Origin of the sequence: Paraburkholderia silviterrae (assembly GCF_004353915.1) — a bacterium.
In the GTDB taxonomy this organism is placed as follows: domain Bacteria; phylum Pseudomonadota; class Gammaproteobacteria; order Burkholderiales; family Burkholderiaceae; genus Paraburkholderia; species Paraburkholderia silviterrae.
Genome location: NZ_SMRP01000011.1, coordinates 208,980 through 224,597, shown reverse-complemented (window position 1 = coordinate 224,597; position 15,618 = coordinate 208,980). Strand labels below are relative to the sequence as shown.

Sequence of the window (15,618 nt, the reverse complement as noted above, 5' to 3'; positions counted from 1 at the left end):
CCGAGACGATGATCTTCGCGCTCGTGAGTTCCGGACGGTCGAGCTTCGTGACTTCGCGGCCAACGAATTGCGAAAGGCCGCTGTCTGCCGCCGCTTCGATCTTCTCCACCGCTGCGTTGCCGCCTTCGGCCGCCACGGCGTCGAAGCCGGTCGTGCGAACCGTGATGACCTTGATGGGATCTTGTGATTGCACCGTCGCAATGACGTTGCCCGCGTAGATCGGACGCTCGAACGTGTCCGGCGAATCCACCGCCGTGACGTCGCTGATCTGTGCAACATCCAGCTTCGCAGCGATACGCGGCGCTACGTTCTTACCCGCTGCCGTCGACGGCGCGAGGATATGCGAGTAATGCTGAGCAATGCTCAGGACCGTCGCCTCGACGTTTTCGGCGAGACCCGCTTCGAGTTGCGGTGCATCGGCCAGCAGCACTTTCGAAACGCCCACGATCTTCGCCGCCGCATCGGCAGCAGCCTGGGCGTTGTGGCCGGCGATCAGCACATGCACGTCGCCGCCGATTTTCTGTGCGGCAGCCACGGTGTTCAGCGTCGCAGCCTTGATCGACGCATTGTCGTGTTCGGCCAATACCAGATTCACCAGATTCGTCATTTTCAATCCACTCCCTTACAGCACCTTGGCTTCGGTCTTCAGCTTCTCGACCAGCGTATTCACGTCGGCGACCTTCACGCCTGCGCTACGCTTGGGCGGCTCGGCAACCTTCAGGGTCTTCACGCGTGGCGTGACATCAACACCCAGATCCTCGGGCTTGACCGTTTCCAGCGGCTTCTTCTTCGCCTTCATGATGTTCGGCAGCGTGACATAGCGCGGCTCGTTCAAACGAAGGTCGGTGGTCACCACGGCGGGCAATTGCAGCGAAAGCGTCTGCGCGCCGCCATCGACTTCACGCGCGACCGTGGCACGGCCATCGGCGATCGTGATCTTCGAAGCGAAGGTTGCCTGCGGCAGACCAGCCAAAGCGGCAAGCATCTGGCCGGTCTGGTTCGAATCGTCGTCGATAGCCTGCTTGCCGAGAATGATCAACGAAGGCTGCTCTTTATCGACGAGTGCCTTCAAAAGCTTCGCCACGGCGAGCGGCTGCAGGTCTTCATTCGACTCGATGAAGACCGCGCGATCCGCGCCAATGGCCAGCGCCGTGCGCAGTGTTTCCTGCGCTTGCGCCACACCGGCGGACACGGCGATGACTTCCGTCGCCACGCCCGCTTCCTTCAACCGAACCGCCTCTTCCACGGCGATTTCGTCGAACGGGTTCATCGACATCTTCACATTGGCGATGTCGACGCCTGTGCCATCCGACTTCACGCCGACCTTCACGTTAGGGTCCACTACCCTCTTTACCGCCACCAGTACTTTCAAGATTCACTCCCTGAATCGAGCAAACGTGCCGTATTCAACGGCACGATATTCAAGCGCGCGCGGACTTGAGCGCGACTTCGATAAACCGCCCGACCTCCTGCCCTGCCTCGGCATAGGCCGAAGCCGTGCTCCAGTCGGAGATTTCGGCGAAGCGGCCCGCAATCGCCTCCGGGCTCAGTTCGGCATCGGCGATGTGGCATGGCGCCGTTTCGACCATCGTCGCCGCCGCAAACGAGCCGCCGCCCGCGGACAGCACGACGCGCGAAGGTGCGTCCTCGCTGCACAGGAACAGCACGCCAGGGGTCACCCGTTCGGGACGAATGGCTTGCAGCGCCGCCTCGGGCAGCAGCTCGGCGGTCATGCGGGTGGCCGCGATGGGCGCAATCGTGTTGACCTTGATGTTGTTCTTGATGCCTTCCTGATGCAGCACGTTCATCAGCCCGACGAGCGCCATCTTCGCCGCGCCGTAGTTCGCCTGGCCGAAATTGCCGTAGAGCCCCGCCGCCGACGTCGTCATCACGATGCGGCCGTACTTCTGCTCGCGCATCGTTTCCCACACGGCCTTCGTGCAATGCATCGAGCCCATCAGGTGCACGTCGAGCACGGAGCGAAAATCGGCCACGTCCATCTTCGCGAAGCTCTTGTCGCGCAGAATGCCCGCGTTGTTCACGAGGATGTCGACGCGGCCGAAGGCCTCGATCGTCTGCGCGACCATGGCCTCCACCTGGGCGAAGTCGGCCACATTCGCGCCGTTGGCGATCGCCGTGCCGCCCGCCGCGCGGATCTCGTCGACCACGGCCAGCGCCGCCTCCGACGATCCGCCGCTGCCGTCGCGACCGCCCCCGAAGTCGTTGACCACGACCTTCGCGCCGCGTGCCGCGAAAGCCAGTGCGTGCTCGCGTCCCAACCCGGCGCCCGCGCCCGTCACGATGGCCACTTTGCCGTCAAAACGAATACTCATGTCCTGCTCCTCAGCTTCAATGCTTCGATGTCAGCGGAAATTACCGGAAGAAGCGCAGAATCGACTCGGCCACGCACGCCGGCTTCGCCGCCCCCTCGCACTCGATCGTCATCTCGATCTTGACCTGCACGGCGCCGTTGCCGATCTCGTCCCATTCGAGCAGCCGGAACTGCCCGCGGATACGGCTGCCGACGCGCACGGGCGCCGGGAAGCGGACCTTGTCGAGCCCGTAGTTCACGCCTGACGACGTGCCATGGACCGCGAAAGCGGAGGCGATCAGCCCCGGCATCAGACTGAGCGTCAGGAAGCCGTGCGCGATGGGTGTGCCGAAAGGCCCGCTTTTGGCGCGCTCCACGTCGACGTGAATCCATTGGTGGTCGTCGGTTGCGTCCGCGAAAAGATTCACACGCGCCTGGTCGATCAGCAGCCAGTCGCTCGTGCCGATGGACTCCCCCTTCAGCGGCTTCAACGCATCGGGCGTTTCATAAACTTTCATCAAGCATTCCTTGGTATTCAGGTCAATGCGCGTTCGAGCGCGGCGGCACAAGCCGCCTCATGCTGGTCGCTGCTGCCGAGCACGAGCTCCGCCACCACGGCGCGCTTGAAATAATGGCCGATGGCATATTCCTCGGTCATGCCGATGCCGCCGTGCAGCTGGATCGCCTGTCCGCAAACGTTCTTCGCGGCGCGGCAGACGAAGGCCTTGCACGCGGATACCGTGTGCTGCAGCGCCGTCTCGTCACCTGCCTCGAATGCCGCGAGCAGCGCGAACAGCATCGAGCGGGCCAGCTCCATTTCCGCCGCCATGTCGGCCATGCGGTGCTGAAGCGACTGGAAGCTGCCGATCTGGACTCCGAATTGCTTGCGCACCTTCAGGTATTCGGACGTCGCCTCGATGGCCGCCTCCATTGCGCCAATCAGCTCGGCGCTTTGCACGGCAACGGCATGGGCCAGCCCGTGGCGCAGCGCCGGCAGGCAATCTCCACCGTAGCCGATGCGCGCATCGGCACTGACCTGTACGCCGTCGAGCAGCACGTCAGCGGCCCACGTACCGTCGTGCAACGGCAGCGCACGCTGCGCAAGCCCGGCGCTGCCGGCTTCGACAAGGAACAGGGCAACACGGCCCGGATCGGCCCCCACGCCGTCGATGCAGGCGGACACCAGCAGCATGTCGGCCGCCGGCGCGCCCACGACCAGCGTCTTGTGGCCATGCAGTTTGTAGCCGCCGGCGTGAGGCACAGCCCTCGCCTTCACACGTGCGGGATTACCGCGCGCATCCGGCTCGCTGAAGGCGAGCGCGATGCGCAGCGTCCCTTCGGCGAGACGCGGCAGCAGGGCTTCCTTCTGCGCTTCGGTTGCGCACGCGGCCAGCGTCTGGGCAGCGAGCACGCCCAGCCCGACGAATGGATCGCTCACGAGTCCCCGTCCCAGCTCGATGCCGATCAGGACATTGTCGACCACCGTGCCGCCCAGGCCACCATACGAATCGGGCAGCGCGGCGGCCAGCCAGCCGTTCTCCGCGAACGCATCCCAGTGGCGCGCGCAGGCCGCAGGCCCTGCCTTGATCTGCGCGGTCCGGTTTTCGAAGCTGCACGCCTTGCTCACGAAGCGGCGCACGCTGTCCTGCAGCATCTGCTGCTCGGAATTCAGATTGAAGTTCATGGTTGCATTGCGGCTCAGAGTTGAAACAGCAGCTTGGCGATGATGCCGCGCTGGACCTCGCTGGTGCCTCCGTAGATCGTCGATGCGCGGCGGAAGAACATTTCGCTGGCGATGCCGGGGCCCATGTGCGCGCAGGGAACCGGCAACGCGTCGCCCTCGCCATCATGCGATTCGGGGTAGGCAATCGCGCCGTAGTCGCCAAGCGCCTCGACGAGGAACTCGCTCATCTTCTGCTGCAGCTCGGTGCCGCGTATCTTCAGCATCGATCCCATCACGTGAGCCGTGGGGCTGTGATCCTGCTCCAGCACAGCGACCCGTTGCACCATCATCGAAACCGCCTGCAACTCGGCTTCGAGGCGCGCAAGACGCAAGGCGAACGCCGGCCGGCGGATGAGCGGCTCGCCATCCACGCGCAGCGTGGCCGCAAGCGTGCGTAGTTGCCGCTGGAAGCGGACCAGGGTTGGCAGGTCGGCCGTCGCCGCGTGCTCGTTGTTGAGCAGGAACTTGGTGACGTTCCAGCCCGCGCCCTCGCCGCCCACGCAGTTGGCCACCGGCACGCGCACGTTGTCGAAGAAGGTTTCGTTCAGGTGATGGCAGCCGTCGATCGTCATGATCGGGCGCACCGTGATGCCGGGCGTCTTCATGTCGACGAGCAGGAAGCTGATGCCGGCCTGCTTCTTCACGGAGGCGTCGGTGCGCACGAGCAGGAAGATCCAGTCCGCCTGGTGCGCATAGCTCGTCCAGATCTTCTGGCCGTTGACGACGTAGTGGTCGCCTTCATCGTCCGCGACCCGCACGGCCTGCGTGCGCAGCGAGGCAAGATCCGATCCCGAGCCCGGCTCGGAGAAACCCTGGCACCACAGACGCGTGCCGGCAAAGATGTGCGGCAGGTGCTCGGCCTTCTGCTCGGGCGTCGCGAAGTGATTCAGGACCGGCCCGAGCAGGCGCTGGCCAAAGACATCCTGGCTCGGCGTGCCAGCGATCGCGCATTCCTCGTCGAATGCGAGGCGCTGCTGCGGCGTCCAGCCGGTGCCGCCATGCTCCTTTTCCCAGTATGGCGCGCCCCAACCGTGATCGTTGAGGATACCTTGCCAACGCACCAGCGCGGCGCGCGGCGAGCGCACGCCGTGTTGCGAGCCGGCCAGCTCGGCCGGCAGGTGCGTACGCAGAAATGCGCGCACCTCCTCGCGGAATGCGGTCAAGCCCGCATCGGGTTGAAAGTCCATCGGTCCGTCTCCTGATTGGTGTATTGCTTCGCTGCCTGACAGGTCAGACACGAATCAGACGCGTTCGTAGAGGGTCACCACGCAAGCGCCACCGAGTCCCACGTTGTGCTGAAGCGCCAGACGCGCGCCTTCCACCTGGCGGGCGTCCGCCGTGCCGCGCAGGTGCTGGACCAGCTCGACGCACTGGGCGATGCCCGTCGCCCCGAGCGGATGCCCCTTCGAAAGCAGCCCGCCCGACGGGTTGGTCACGTACTTGCCGCCATAGGTGTTGTCACCGTCGAGCACGAACTTTTCCGCGCCGCCTTCCGGGCACAGGCCGAGCCCCTCGTAGGTCAGCAGTTCGTTGTGTGCAAAACAGTCGTGCAGCTCGACCACGTCGATATCCTGCGGCGAGACGCCGGCCGCCTCGTAGACCTGGCGCGCCGCGGCCTTCGTCATGCCAACGCCCGCAATCTCGCGCATGTCGCGGGCCTCGAAGGTGGCGGCGAAATCGGTGGTCATCGCCTGGGCCGCGATGCGCACCTGGCGGTTCAGGCCGTGGCGCTTTGCGAAGTCCTCCGAGCACACGACCGCGGCTGCCGCACCGCTCGTCGGCGGGCAGGCCATCAGCTTCGTCATCACGCCTTCCCAGACCACCGGCGCGGCCATGACGTCTTCCTCCGTCACGACGTTGCGGAACACGGCCAGCGGGTTGCGCGCGGCGTGCCGGCTCGCCTTGGCGCGGATCTTCGCGAAGGTCGAGAGCTTCGTTCCGTACTGCTTCATATGTGCGAGCCCGGCACCGCCGAAATAACGCAGGGCGGGCGGGATGTCGCCGGCACCCACCAGCTCCTCGGTAAGGGCGTCGAAGCGGTCGAACGGCGACGGACGATCCTTGAAAGTCGTGCCGAGCGCGCCGGGGTTCATCTGCTCGAAGCCGAGGGCCAGCACGCATTCGGCTACGCCGCTTGCCACGGCCTGGCGGGCCAGATACAGCGCGGTGGAACCCGTCGAGCAATTGTTGTTGACGTTGATGACCGGAATGCCCGTCATGCCCACTTCATAGATGGCACGCTGTCCGGCCGTGGAGTCGCCGTAGACGAAGCCCGCATAGCACTGCTGGATCTGGCCATAGTCGAGACCGGCGTCCTTCAGCGCAAGGCGGGCGGCTTGCGCACCCATCTGCGGGTAAGGCTCGCTCGCGCCCGGCTTGGTGAAAGGGATCATGCCGATTCCGGCAACGTAGACGTCTCGACTCATTGATGTACTCCTCATCGATTGATGTGAACCGTCACGCCACGCTGCGTGCACGGTCTTTCCAGTAACGCTCGCGAAGCCTGATCTTCAGCACCTTGCCGGCACCCGAGACAGGCAGCTCGTCGACGAATTCCACGCTGCGCGGACACTTGTAGCCCGCAATGCGCGTCTTGCAATGCGCGATGATGTCTTGCGCGCTCACGCTCGCGCCCGGCACCGCCACGACGACCGCGTGCACGGCCTCGCCCCAGCGCGCGTCGGGCACGGCGATCACAGCGGAGGCGGCGACCGCAGGATGCGCGGCGATGACGCTCTCGACCTCGGCGGAATAGACGTTCTCGCCGCCCGTGATGATCATGTCCTTGATGCGGTCGACAACGTGCAGAAAGCCGTCCTCGTCCATGTACCCGCCATCGCCCGTGAAATACCAGCCGCCGCGCAGCACCGCCGCCGTCTGCTCCGGCTTGTTCCAGTAGCCCTGCATCACGTTCGGTCCGCACAGCGCGACCTCGCCTGGGGTATGGCGCGGCACTTCCACGCCCTGCGCATTCACGACCTTCACCTGCACGCAGTAGCAGGGCCGGCCCGCAGCCCCCTCGCGTTCGGCCGCCGACGGGCTGGCCGATTCGATCGCCACCGGACCCGCCTCGGTCATGCCGTAAAGCTGCCTGAAGCGCGCGTTCGGAAAGACCGCCTGCGCGCGTGCGAGCAACGCCGGCGACATCGGCGACGCGCCGTACGACACGGTTTCGAGCGTCGTCACGTCGTAGCGGGAAGTCCCTTCGGCCTGCTCCACGAGACGCTGGATCATGGTCGGCACGAGCACCGTATGCGTCACGCCGTGACGCTCGATCGCCTCGAGCACCGCCTTCGGCTCGAACGCCGGCAGGATCACGTGGGTATTGCCTTCCACCCAGTGAGGCCCGGCAAGCCCGATGTCGGCGATGTGGAACATCGGCGCTGCATGCAGATAGACGGCCCCCGGCCGCGCGAGCCCCGCCGCCAGCGCGGTGAGCGCAGCCACGCCGAGATTGCTATGGCTCAGCATCACGCCCTTCGCGAAGCCCGTCGTGCCGCCGGTATAGAAGATGCCGGCGAGATCCTCGCCGCGCCGGTAGCGGTCGGTCACGGCAGCGGCGTCGGCGAGCAGCGCCTCGTAGTCGCGCATGCCCTCCGGCGCGGGCCCGTCGCCGCAGTAGATCAGTTCGCGCACGGTTTGCGCGTCGCGGCGCAGCTGCGCGCCGAGCGCTGCAAACGTGTCGTCGACGAGCAGCATGGTCGTGCCGGAGTCGTCGAGCGCGTACAGCAGCTCGGCGGCGGACCAGCGGATGTTGCAGGGATTGACGGCCCCGCCGGCCCAGGGCACGGCCATCTGGAACTCGAGGTAGCGGTCGGAATTCAGCGCCAGTATGGCGATGCGGTCGCCATCTTGCAGGCCCAGTTGCTGCAGCGCGCCGGCGAGTCGCGCGACGCGCTCCGCGAATGCCGCGAAGGTGCGCTCGCGCCCCGCGAAGCGGACGGCCACGCGATCGCCGTACTGCTGCAGCGCGCGGTGCAGCGCCTGGGTTTGGTACATCGATGTCTCCTGTCGATGGGGCCGCGTGTGCCGGCCTGGTCCGTCCCATGCGGGCGGGTTGCCGTCACCGTTCAGCACGTATGTTAGGGAGCGCCGCACCAACGGGCGATTGCGCATTCCATCGAATCCATTGCAAAACGCCGCAATCCGAAGCCGGGGACCGCGCCGGGGCAGCCGGCGCGTGGCTCAGAACTGCTCCGCGTCCAGCGCCAGCACGCCTTCGCCGCCCTTCGCGCCGACGATTGCCGCTTGCAGCGCCACCGCCTGCGGCAGGACGTGTTCCGCGTAGAACTGCGCCGTCGCGATCTTGGCGCCGTGGAACGCGGGATTTTCCGCAAAGAGCCGCGCGGACGCGAGCAGCGCGCGCGCCATCTGCCATCCGCCCAGCACGATGCCCGCGAGCTTCAAATACGGCACGCCGCCCGCGAACACGGCGTTCGGATCGCGCTTCGCATGGTCGAGCACATAGTCCACTGCCGCAGCCAGGGCCTCGCGCCCTTGCGACAGGTGGCGCCGCATCGCCTTGAACGGCGCGCTGTCATGCGCACCGAGCGCGTCCACGGTTGCGGCCACGTCCGTGAGCAGCGCTTGCGCCGCCGCGCCGCCGTCGCGCAGCGTCTTGCGGCCGATCAGATCGTTCGCCTGGATGGCCGTGGTGCCTTCATAGATGGCGAGAATGCGCGCGTCGCGGTAATACTGCGCGGCGCCCGTTTCCTCGATGAAGCCCATGCCGCCATGCACCTGCACGCCAAGGCTCGTCACCTCGATCGACAGTTCGGTGCTCCAGCCCTTCACGATCGGCACGAGATACTCGTAGCGCGCCCGATGCTGCGCGCGCACCGCCGCATCGGCATGGCGATGCGCGAAATCGCTCTCCGAGGCCGCCACATACGCGAGCGCGCGCGAGGCTTCGGTAAGCGCGCGCATCGTCGCGAGCATGCGGCGCACGTCGGGGTGCTCGATGATCGCCACGGCCTCTTTCGACGATCCGTCCACGGGACGGCTCTGCACGCGTTCCTTCGCGTAGGCGACGGCCTTCTGGTAGGCGCGCCCGGAGATGGCGACGCCCTGCATGCCCACCGTGAAGCGCGCCGCGTTCATCATGATGAACATGTATTCGAGGCCGCGGTTCTCCTCGCCCACCAGATAGCCCACTGCGCCGCCATGGTCGCCGAACTGCAGCACGGCCGTGGGGCTCGCCTTGATGCCCAGCTTGTGCTCGATAGAGACGCACTGCACGTCGTTGCGCGCGCCGAGGCTGCCGTCATCGTTCACGAGGAACTTCGGCACGATGAAGAGCGAAATGCCCTTGACGCCCTCGGGCGCGCCCGGCGTGCGCGCGAGCACGAGATGGACGATGTTCTCCGTCATGTCGTGCTCGCCCCACGTGATGAAGATCTTCGTGCCGAAGACGCGGTACGTGCCATCGCCCTGCGGCTCGGCACGCGCGCGCAACAGCGCGAGATCGGAGCCCGCCTGGGGCTCCGTGAGGTTCATCGTGCCGGTCCATTCGCCCGAGATCAGCTTGGGCAGGAAGCGCTGCTTCTGCGCTTCGTTGCCGGCGATGAGCAACGCCTCGATCGCCCCATCGGTCAACAGCGGACACAGCGCGAGCGACAGGTTGGCCGAGCACAGCATCTCCGTGCAAGGCGTGCTGACCAGCTTGGGCAACCCCTGACCGCCGTACTCCGCCGGATGCTGCACGCCCTGCCAGCCGCCGGTCGCGAACTGGCGGAACGCATCGGCGAAGCCCGGCGTGGCCGTCACCTTGCCGTTGTCCCAACGGCTGGGATTGCGGTCGCCCTCCACGTTCAGCGGCGCGACGACCTCGCCGCTGAACTTCGCCGCCTCGCCGAGCACCGCCTGCACGGTCTCGCGGCTCACGTCCTCGCAGCCCGGCAATGCCGCCAGCTCGTCCAGACGTGCGAGTTCCGTCATCGCGAACAGCATGTCCTTGACCGGTGCGTTGTACATAGCTCTCCTCTCCTTTTTGATTTCCGAAATGCCGGCACACGGCGACGGCAGGGGGCGCGTGCTGCGCACGACGCCCGCTTTCCACTAGAACCAGGCGTCCTGCATGTCGAGCGTCGTGCGGTCGAGCGCCGCGAGCAGGTCCAGCTGCGGGCCGATGCGCGGCAGCTCCCACCGGAAGAACCAGGCAGCGGCGGCCAGCTTGCCCTGGTGAAACGCCTCGTCGGCCGGGCGCTCGTGGGCGTCGAGCAGACGCCGGGCGGTCATGGCCTGCTCCAGCCAGATCCACGCCAGCACGATATGGCCAAACGCTTCCAGGTACACCGAAGCATTCGCGAGCGTGACGGCGGCATCGCCTGCCGCCCACAACCGTTGCGTCACGTCCTTGAGCCGGCCCAACGCCGCGTCCAGTTCGCGGGCGTGGTCCGCGAGCGGCGCGTGCGGCAAAGCCAGTGCCCTCTCGATGCTCGCGCGTATGACACCTTCGAGCACCTTCAGCGCGGCGCCGTCGCGCATCACGACCTTGCGGCCGAGCAGATCGAGGCCCTGAATGCCGTGCGTGCCTTCGTGAATGGGATTCAGGCGGTTGTCGCGCCAGAACTGCTCGACGTTGTACTCGCGCGTATAGCCATAGCCACCGTGCACCTGGATCGCGAGGTTGTTCGCCTCGAGACACCATTGCGAGGGCCAGCTCTTGGCGATCGGCGTGAGGATGTCGAGCAGCAGCGTGAGCCGCTCGACGGCGGCGGTGTCGCCAGCGGCTTGCGCCCCGCGCGCGTCGTCGACCACGCGCGCGCAGTACAGGTTGAGCGCGAGCGCGCCCTCCACATAGCTCTTCTGCGCGAGCAGCATGCGGCGCACATCCGCGTGCTCGACAAGCTTGACCTGGGGCGCGGCCGGATTCTTGCCGCCCGCGCCCACGGGCCGCCCCTGCGGACGATTGCGCGCATAGTCGAGCGCATGCAGATAGCCGGTGTAGCCCAGCACCGCCGCTCCGAGGCCCACGCCGATCCGCGCTTCGTTCATCATGTGGAACATGCACGCGAGACCCTGCCCCGGCTCGCCGATCAGGTAGCCGATCGCACCGGCGCGGCCACCCGGCGTGTACCGCGTGCCTTCGCCGAAATTCAGCAGGCAGTTGGTCGTGCCGCGATAGCCCATCTTGTGATTGAGGCCCGCGAGCACGACGTCGTTGTGCTCGCCGCGCGAGCCGTCTTCGTTCACGAGGTACTTCGGCACGATGAAGAGCGAGATGCCCTTCACGCCGGCAGTGAGCTTGCCGTCCGGCCCGGGAATCTTCGCGAGCACGAGATGCACGATGTTTTCGGCAAGCTCGTGCTCGCCGCCCGAGATCCACATCTTGTTGCCACGCAGCCGGTATTGCGCGCCGAGCGGAGATTGCCCTTCGTAGTCGGCGCGTGTGGCGACGTCCGAGAGCGACGAGCCCGCCTGCGGCTCGGAAAGACACATCGTGCCGAAATAGCGGCCTTCGAATTCGGGGCGCACGAACGTATCGATCTGCTTCGGACTGCCATGCGCCAGCAGCAGGTTCGCGTTGCCGATCGTGAGGAACGGATAGCCCGCCGTGCCGATATTCGCCGCCAGGAACCAGGCGAAGCCCGCCTTCTCGACGACGAGCGGCAACTGCATGCCGCCCATGTCGTAGTCCTGGCCCGCGGCGATCAGCCCCGCCTCGCAGAATGCTTTCAGCGCGGTCTTCACCTCGGGGATGATATGGACGGTCTCGCCGTCGAAATGCGGCTCGTGCTGATCGTTCTTCTTGTTGTGCGTGGCAAAGAGCTGCGTGGCGATCTTCTCGCAGGTGTCGATGGCGGCGTCGAATGTTTCGCGCGAGTGATCGGCGTAACGTTCGATGCGCGTCAGCGCCTCGACGGCGAGCCAGTCGTAGAGCAAAAAGTCCAGATCGCGGCGCGACAGGATCAACGACATGACGGCATCCTCCTCGCGGTCCTTACAGCACTTCGAACAGGCCGGCGGCACCCTGGCCGCCGCCGATGCACATCGTCACCACGACGTACTTCACGCCGCGGCGCTTGCCCTCGATCAGCGCATGGCCGACCAGACGCGCGCCGGACACGCCGTACGGGTGCCCCACCGCAATCGCGCCGCCGTTCACATTGAGCCGTTCCATCGGAATCCCAAGCTTGTCGGCGCAATAGAGCACCTGCACGGCGAAGGCTTCGTTGAGCTCCCACAGGCCGATGTCGTCGACGGTGAGGCCCGCCTTCTTCAGCAGCTTCGGCACCGCGAACACCGGCCCGATGCCCATCTCGTCGGGCTCGCACCCTGCCACGGCGAAGCCGCGGAACACGCCGAGCGGCTGCAGTCCCTTCGCCTGTGCCACGCGGGCGCTCATCACCACCGCCGCCGAGGCGCCGTCGGAGAACTGCGAGGCGTTGCCGGCCGAAATCACGCCGCCAGCAAAAGCCGGGCGAATCTTCGATACGCCTTCGAACGTCGTGTCGCCCCGAATGCCCTCGTCCGCGCTGACCGTCACTTCCCGCGTCACGATCTCGCCGCTTGCCTTGTCGACCACGCCGGCCGTGACGGTCAGGGGCACGATCTCGTCCTTGAAGCGCCCCGCCTCCTGCGCCTGCGCCGCGCGCTGCTGGCTGCGCGCGCCGTATTCGTCCTGGCGCTCGCGCGAAATGCCGTAACGCGCCGCGACGGTCTCCGCCGTCTGCAGCATGCTCCAGTAGATCTCCGGCTTGCTGCGCACGAGCGCGGGGTCGCAGGCGAACTCCAGGTTCATCTGGCGCTGCGTCCACGAGATGCTTTCCACGCCGCCCGCCACGTAAATGTCGCCTTCATCTGCGATCACGCGCTGCGCGGCCATCGCGATCGCCTGCAGGCCGGACGAGCAGAAGCGGTTGACGGTCGCCCCCGGCACCGTGACAGGGCAGCCCGCGCGCAGCGCGATCTGCCGCGCGATGTTGCCGCCCGTCGCGCCTTCGGGGTTGGCACAGCCCATCAGCACGTCCTCCACTTCGCCGGCCTCGATGCCGGCGCGCGCGATGGCGTGCTGTACGGCGTGGCCGCCCAGCGTCGCGCCGTGCGTCATGTTGAAGCCGCCCTTCCAGCTCTTCGCGAGGCCGGTTCGAGCCGTGGATACGATCACTGCGTCATTCATAATCTGTTCCCGTGATTTCACGATGTTGGGCCGCGAGCCGGCATGCCGGCGGCGGCCGTCAATGCAGCTCAGTCGTTGAACCCGCGGCCGGCGTCCGCAAGCTTTTGCAGCAGCGGCGCAACCTCCCACGCATGTCCCTGGTAGCCCCGCGCATAGCGGCGGATCGACTGCGCGACGTTGTAGAGGCCCACCTCGTCGGCGTGGCGCATCGGGCCGCCGCGCCATTGCGGGAAGCCGTAGCCGCTCAGATACACCATGTCGACGTCCGAGGCCTTCGACGCGATCCCCTCCTCGACGATCAGCGCGCCTTCGTTGACGAGCGCGTACACGAGGCGCTCGACGATCTCCGCGTCGCTGATCCGGCGCCGCTCGATGCCCAGGTCCTTCGAATGCTCGACGATCATGTCGTTGACCTGCTGGCTCGGATACGCCATGCGATCGCCGGGCTTGTAGTCGTACCAGCCCTTGCCGGCCTTCTGGCCGAAGCGGCCCGCCTCGCAGAGCAGGTCGCCGGTCTTCGAGTAGTTGAACGACGGCTGCTCGACGGCGCGGCGCTTGCGGATGGCCCAGGCAATGTCGTTGCCAGCCATGTCGATCATGCGGAACGGCCCCATCGCGAAGCCGAAGCGCTCGATGGCGCGGTCGACCTGCTCGGGCAGCGCGCCTTCGTCGAGCAGGAAGCCGGCCTGGCGGCTGTACTGCTCGATCATCCGGTTGCCGATGAAGCCATCGCACACGCCCGACACCACCGCGATCTTGCGGATCTTCTTCGCAAGCGCCATGACGGTGGCCAGCACGTCGAGCGCCGTGTGCTTGCCGCGCACCACTTCGAGCAGCTTCATGACGTTCGCAGGACTGAAGAAATGCATGCCGACCACGTCCTGCGGCCGCTTCGTGAACGCCGCGATGGCGTCGACGTCGAGCGTGGACGTGTTCGACGCGAGGATCGCGCCGGGTTTCATGATTTCGTCGAGCTGCCTGAACACGGCCTTCTTGACGCCCATGTCTTCGAACACGGCTTCGATCACGAGATCCGCGTCCTTGATGTCGTCATAGGAGAGCGTGGCGCAAAGCAGCGACATGCGCGCCTCCACCTGCTCCTGGCTGAGCTTGCCCTTCTTCGCCGTGCTCTCGTAGTTGCGCCGGATGGTGGCCACACCGCGCTCGAGCGCCTCGGCCTTCGTCTCGAGCAGCGTGACCGGAATGCCGGCGTTCAGGAAGCTCATGGCGATGCCGCCGCCCATGGTGCCGGCGCCGATCACCGCGACCTTCGCCAACGTGCGCAGCGGCGTATCGGCCGGCACGTCGGGAATCTTGCTGGCCGCGCGCTCGGCAAGGAACGCGTGCCGCAGCGCACGCGAGTGCGGTGTGGCCATCAGATGGAGGAAGGCCTCGCGCTCTTCGCGCATGCCCTGATCGAAGGGCTTGAGGGACGCCGCAACGGCCTCCACGCACTTGAGCGGCGCCGGCAGGCCGGCCGCGCCGGCGACGGTCATCCTTGCGTAGCCGAGGTATGCGTCCGCGCTTTCGTGCTGCACTTCGAGATCGCGCAGACGCGGATGCACGCCCGGCGAATGCGCCACGTTGCGCGCATACTTTTCGGCGGCATCCACCACGTTGTCTTCGACCATGTGATCGACAAGCCGCGTATGACCGAAGGCGTCGGCAGTCGTCGTCTTGCCCGAGACGATCAGGTTCAGTGCGGCTTCGAGGCCGATGGCGCGCGGCAGGCGCTGCGTGCCGCCCGCGCCGGGCAGCAGGCCGAGATTGACTTCCGGCAGCGCAATGCGCGCGCTCTTCGTCACGACGCGGTAGTGGCAGCCGAGCGCCAGTTCGAGCCCGCCGCCCATCGCGACCGAATGGAGCGCGGCCACGACGGGCTTGGGCGAGGCTTCGATGGTGTCGATCACCGTCTGCAGGCTGGGCTCCTGGAGCGCCATCGGCGTGCCGAACTCGCGGATGTCCGCGCCGCCCGAGAACGCGGCGCCCGCACCGGCGATAACGATGGCGGTGACGCTGTCGTCGTCGAGCGCGCGCGTCATGCCTGCCATGATCCCCAACCGCGTGGCGTGGCCGAGCCCGTTGACGGGCGGATTGTCCAGCGTGATGACGGCCACGCCGTCACGGACCTGATAGTGTGCGGTCATGCTATGTCCTTTGATCCTTTAAAGCTGCAATGAGAAACGCTGCGGCAATCGTCTGCGGCACTCATGGCCGGCACGACGGTGTCGTCACATGTTCGGATAGTTCGGTCCGCCGCCGCCTTCGGGCGTGACCCACACGATGTTCTGCGTCGGGTCCTTGATATCGCAGGTCTTGCAGTGCACGCAGTTCTGCGCGTTGATCTGCAGGCGGTCTTCGTTTAAATCGTCTTTCACGAATTCGTAGACGCCGGCCGGACAGAAGCGCGACTCTGGACCCGCGTAGGTTTTGAGGTTGATGCCGACCGGCACGCTCGCATCC

13 protein-coding genes are annotated in these 15,618 nt (G+C 66.4%); all 13 read right to left on the bottom strand.

The window, feature by feature from the left end; genetic code table 11:
- A partial coding sequence (locus EYW47_RS41985; RefSeq protein ID WP_420819401.1) for an electron transfer flavoprotein subunit alpha/FixB family protein occupies positions 1-598 on the bottom strand: 598 nt, incomplete at its 3' end.
- A 24-nt stretch (positions 599-622) separates the two neighbouring features.
- Positions 623-1,372: an electron transfer flavoprotein subunit beta/FixA family protein gene (locus EYW47_RS22125; RefSeq protein ID WP_133196965.1), complete on the bottom strand. Its 750-nt coding sequence runs from the start codon at positions 1,370-1,372 to the stop codon at positions 623-625.
- A gap of 49 nt (positions 1,373-1,421) precedes the next feature.
- Positions 1,422-2,333: an SDR family NAD(P)-dependent oxidoreductase gene (locus EYW47_RS22120; RefSeq protein ID WP_133196964.1), complete on the bottom strand. Its 912-nt coding sequence runs from the start codon at positions 2,331-2,333 to the stop codon at positions 1,422-1,424.
- A gap of 40 nt (positions 2,334-2,373) precedes the next feature.
- Positions 2,374-2,829: a MaoC family dehydratase gene (locus EYW47_RS22115; protein ID WP_133196963.1), complete on the bottom strand. Its 456-nt coding sequence runs from the start codon at positions 2,827-2,829 to the stop codon at positions 2,374-2,376.
- A 17-nt stretch (positions 2,830-2,846) separates the two neighbouring features.
- Positions 2,847-3,995: an acyl-CoA dehydrogenase family protein gene (locus tag EYW47_RS22110; protein ID WP_133196962.1), complete on the bottom strand. Its 1,149-nt coding sequence runs from the start codon at positions 3,993-3,995 to the stop codon at positions 2,847-2,849.
- A gap of 14 nt (positions 3,996-4,009) precedes the next feature.
- Entirely contained in the window at positions 4,010-5,221 is a 1,212-nt protein-coding gene (locus EYW47_RS22105; protein WP_133196961.1) for an acyl-CoA dehydrogenase family protein, read from the bottom strand.
- Between the two features lie 54 nt (positions 5,222-5,275).
- On the bottom strand, positions 5,276-6,460 hold the full coding sequence (locus EYW47_RS22100) for a lipid-transfer protein (protein WP_133196960.1): 1,185 nt from the start codon (positions 6,458-6,460) through the stop codon (positions 5,276-5,278).
- Positions 6,461-6,491: 31 nt separating this feature from the next.
- Positions 6,492-8,033 carry a long-chain-fatty-acid--CoA ligase gene (locus tag EYW47_RS22095; protein ID WP_133196959.1) on the bottom strand — a complete coding sequence of 514 codons (1,542 nt, stop codon included), beginning with the start codon at positions 8,031-8,033 and terminating at the stop codon, positions 6,492-6,494.
- Positions 8,034-8,219: 186 nt separating this feature from the next.
- The gene (locus tag EYW47_RS22090; protein ID WP_133196958.1) at positions 8,220-10,007 is read right to left on the bottom strand and encodes an acyl-CoA dehydrogenase; all 1,788 of its coding nucleotides are present in this window, start codon (positions 10,005-10,007) and stop codon (positions 8,220-8,222) included.
- A gap of 84 nt (positions 10,008-10,091) precedes the next feature.
- A complete protein-coding gene (locus EYW47_RS22085; protein WP_133196957.1) occupies positions 10,092-11,954 on the bottom strand; it encodes an acyl-CoA dehydrogenase in 1,863 nt (620 codons plus the stop codon).
- Between the two features lie 22 nt (positions 11,955-11,976).
- Positions 11,977-13,155 (bottom strand): acetyl-CoA C-acyltransferase, encoded by a 1,179-nt coding sequence (locus tag EYW47_RS22080; protein ID WP_133196956.1) that lies wholly within the window; start codon positions 13,153-13,155, stop codon positions 11,977-11,979.
- A gap of 68 nt (positions 13,156-13,223) precedes the next feature.
- Positions 13,224-15,302: a 3-hydroxyacyl-CoA dehydrogenase NAD-binding domain-containing protein gene (locus tag EYW47_RS22075; protein ID WP_133196955.1), complete on the bottom strand. Its 2,079-nt coding sequence runs from the start codon at positions 15,300-15,302 to the stop codon at positions 13,224-13,226.
- Between the two features lie 84 nt (positions 15,303-15,386).
- A partial coding sequence (locus EYW47_RS41980) for a 4Fe-4S dicluster domain-containing protein (protein WP_240763844.1) occupies positions 15,387-15,618 on the bottom strand: 232 nt, incomplete at its 5' end.

Bases quoted from the DNA above. Each gene is read 5' to 3' on its own strand.
- EYW47_RS22120 (WP_133196964.1), bottom strand. From the start codon at position 2,333: ATGAGTATTCGTTTTGACGGCAAAGTGGCCATCGTGACGGGCGCGGGC.
- EYW47_RS22115 (WP_133196963.1), bottom strand. From the start codon at position 2,829: ATGAAAGTTTATGAAACGCCCGATGCGTTGAAGCCGCTGAAGGGGGAG.
- EYW47_RS22110 (WP_133196962.1), bottom strand. From the start codon at position 3,995: ATGAACTTCAATCTGAATTCCGAGCAGCAGATGCTGCAGGACAGCGTG.
- EYW47_RS22105 (WP_133196961.1), bottom strand. From the start codon at position 5,221: ATGGACTTTCAACCCGATGCGGGCTTGACCGCATTCCGCGAGGAGGTG.
- EYW47_RS22100 (WP_133196960.1), bottom strand. From the start codon at position 6,460: ATGAGTCGAGACGTCTACGTTGCCGGAATCGGCATGATCCCTTTCACC.
- EYW47_RS22095 (WP_133196959.1), bottom strand. From the start codon at position 8,033: ATGTACCAAACCCAGGCGCTGCACCGCGCGCTGCAGCAGTACGGCGAT.
- EYW47_RS22090 (WP_133196958.1), bottom strand. From the start codon at position 10,007: ATGTACAACGCACCGGTCAAGGACATGCTGTTCGCGATGACGGAACTC.
- EYW47_RS22085 (WP_133196957.1), bottom strand. From the start codon at position 11,954: ATGTCGTTGATCCTGTCGCGCCGCGATCTGGACTTTTTGCTCTACGAC.
- EYW47_RS22080 (WP_133196956.1), bottom strand. From the start codon at position 13,155: ATGAATGACGCAGTGATCGTATCCACGGCTCGAACCGGCCTCGCGAAG.
- EYW47_RS22075 (WP_133196955.1), bottom strand. From the start codon at position 15,302: ATGACCGCACACTATCAGGTCCGTGACGGCGTGGCCGTCATCACGCTG.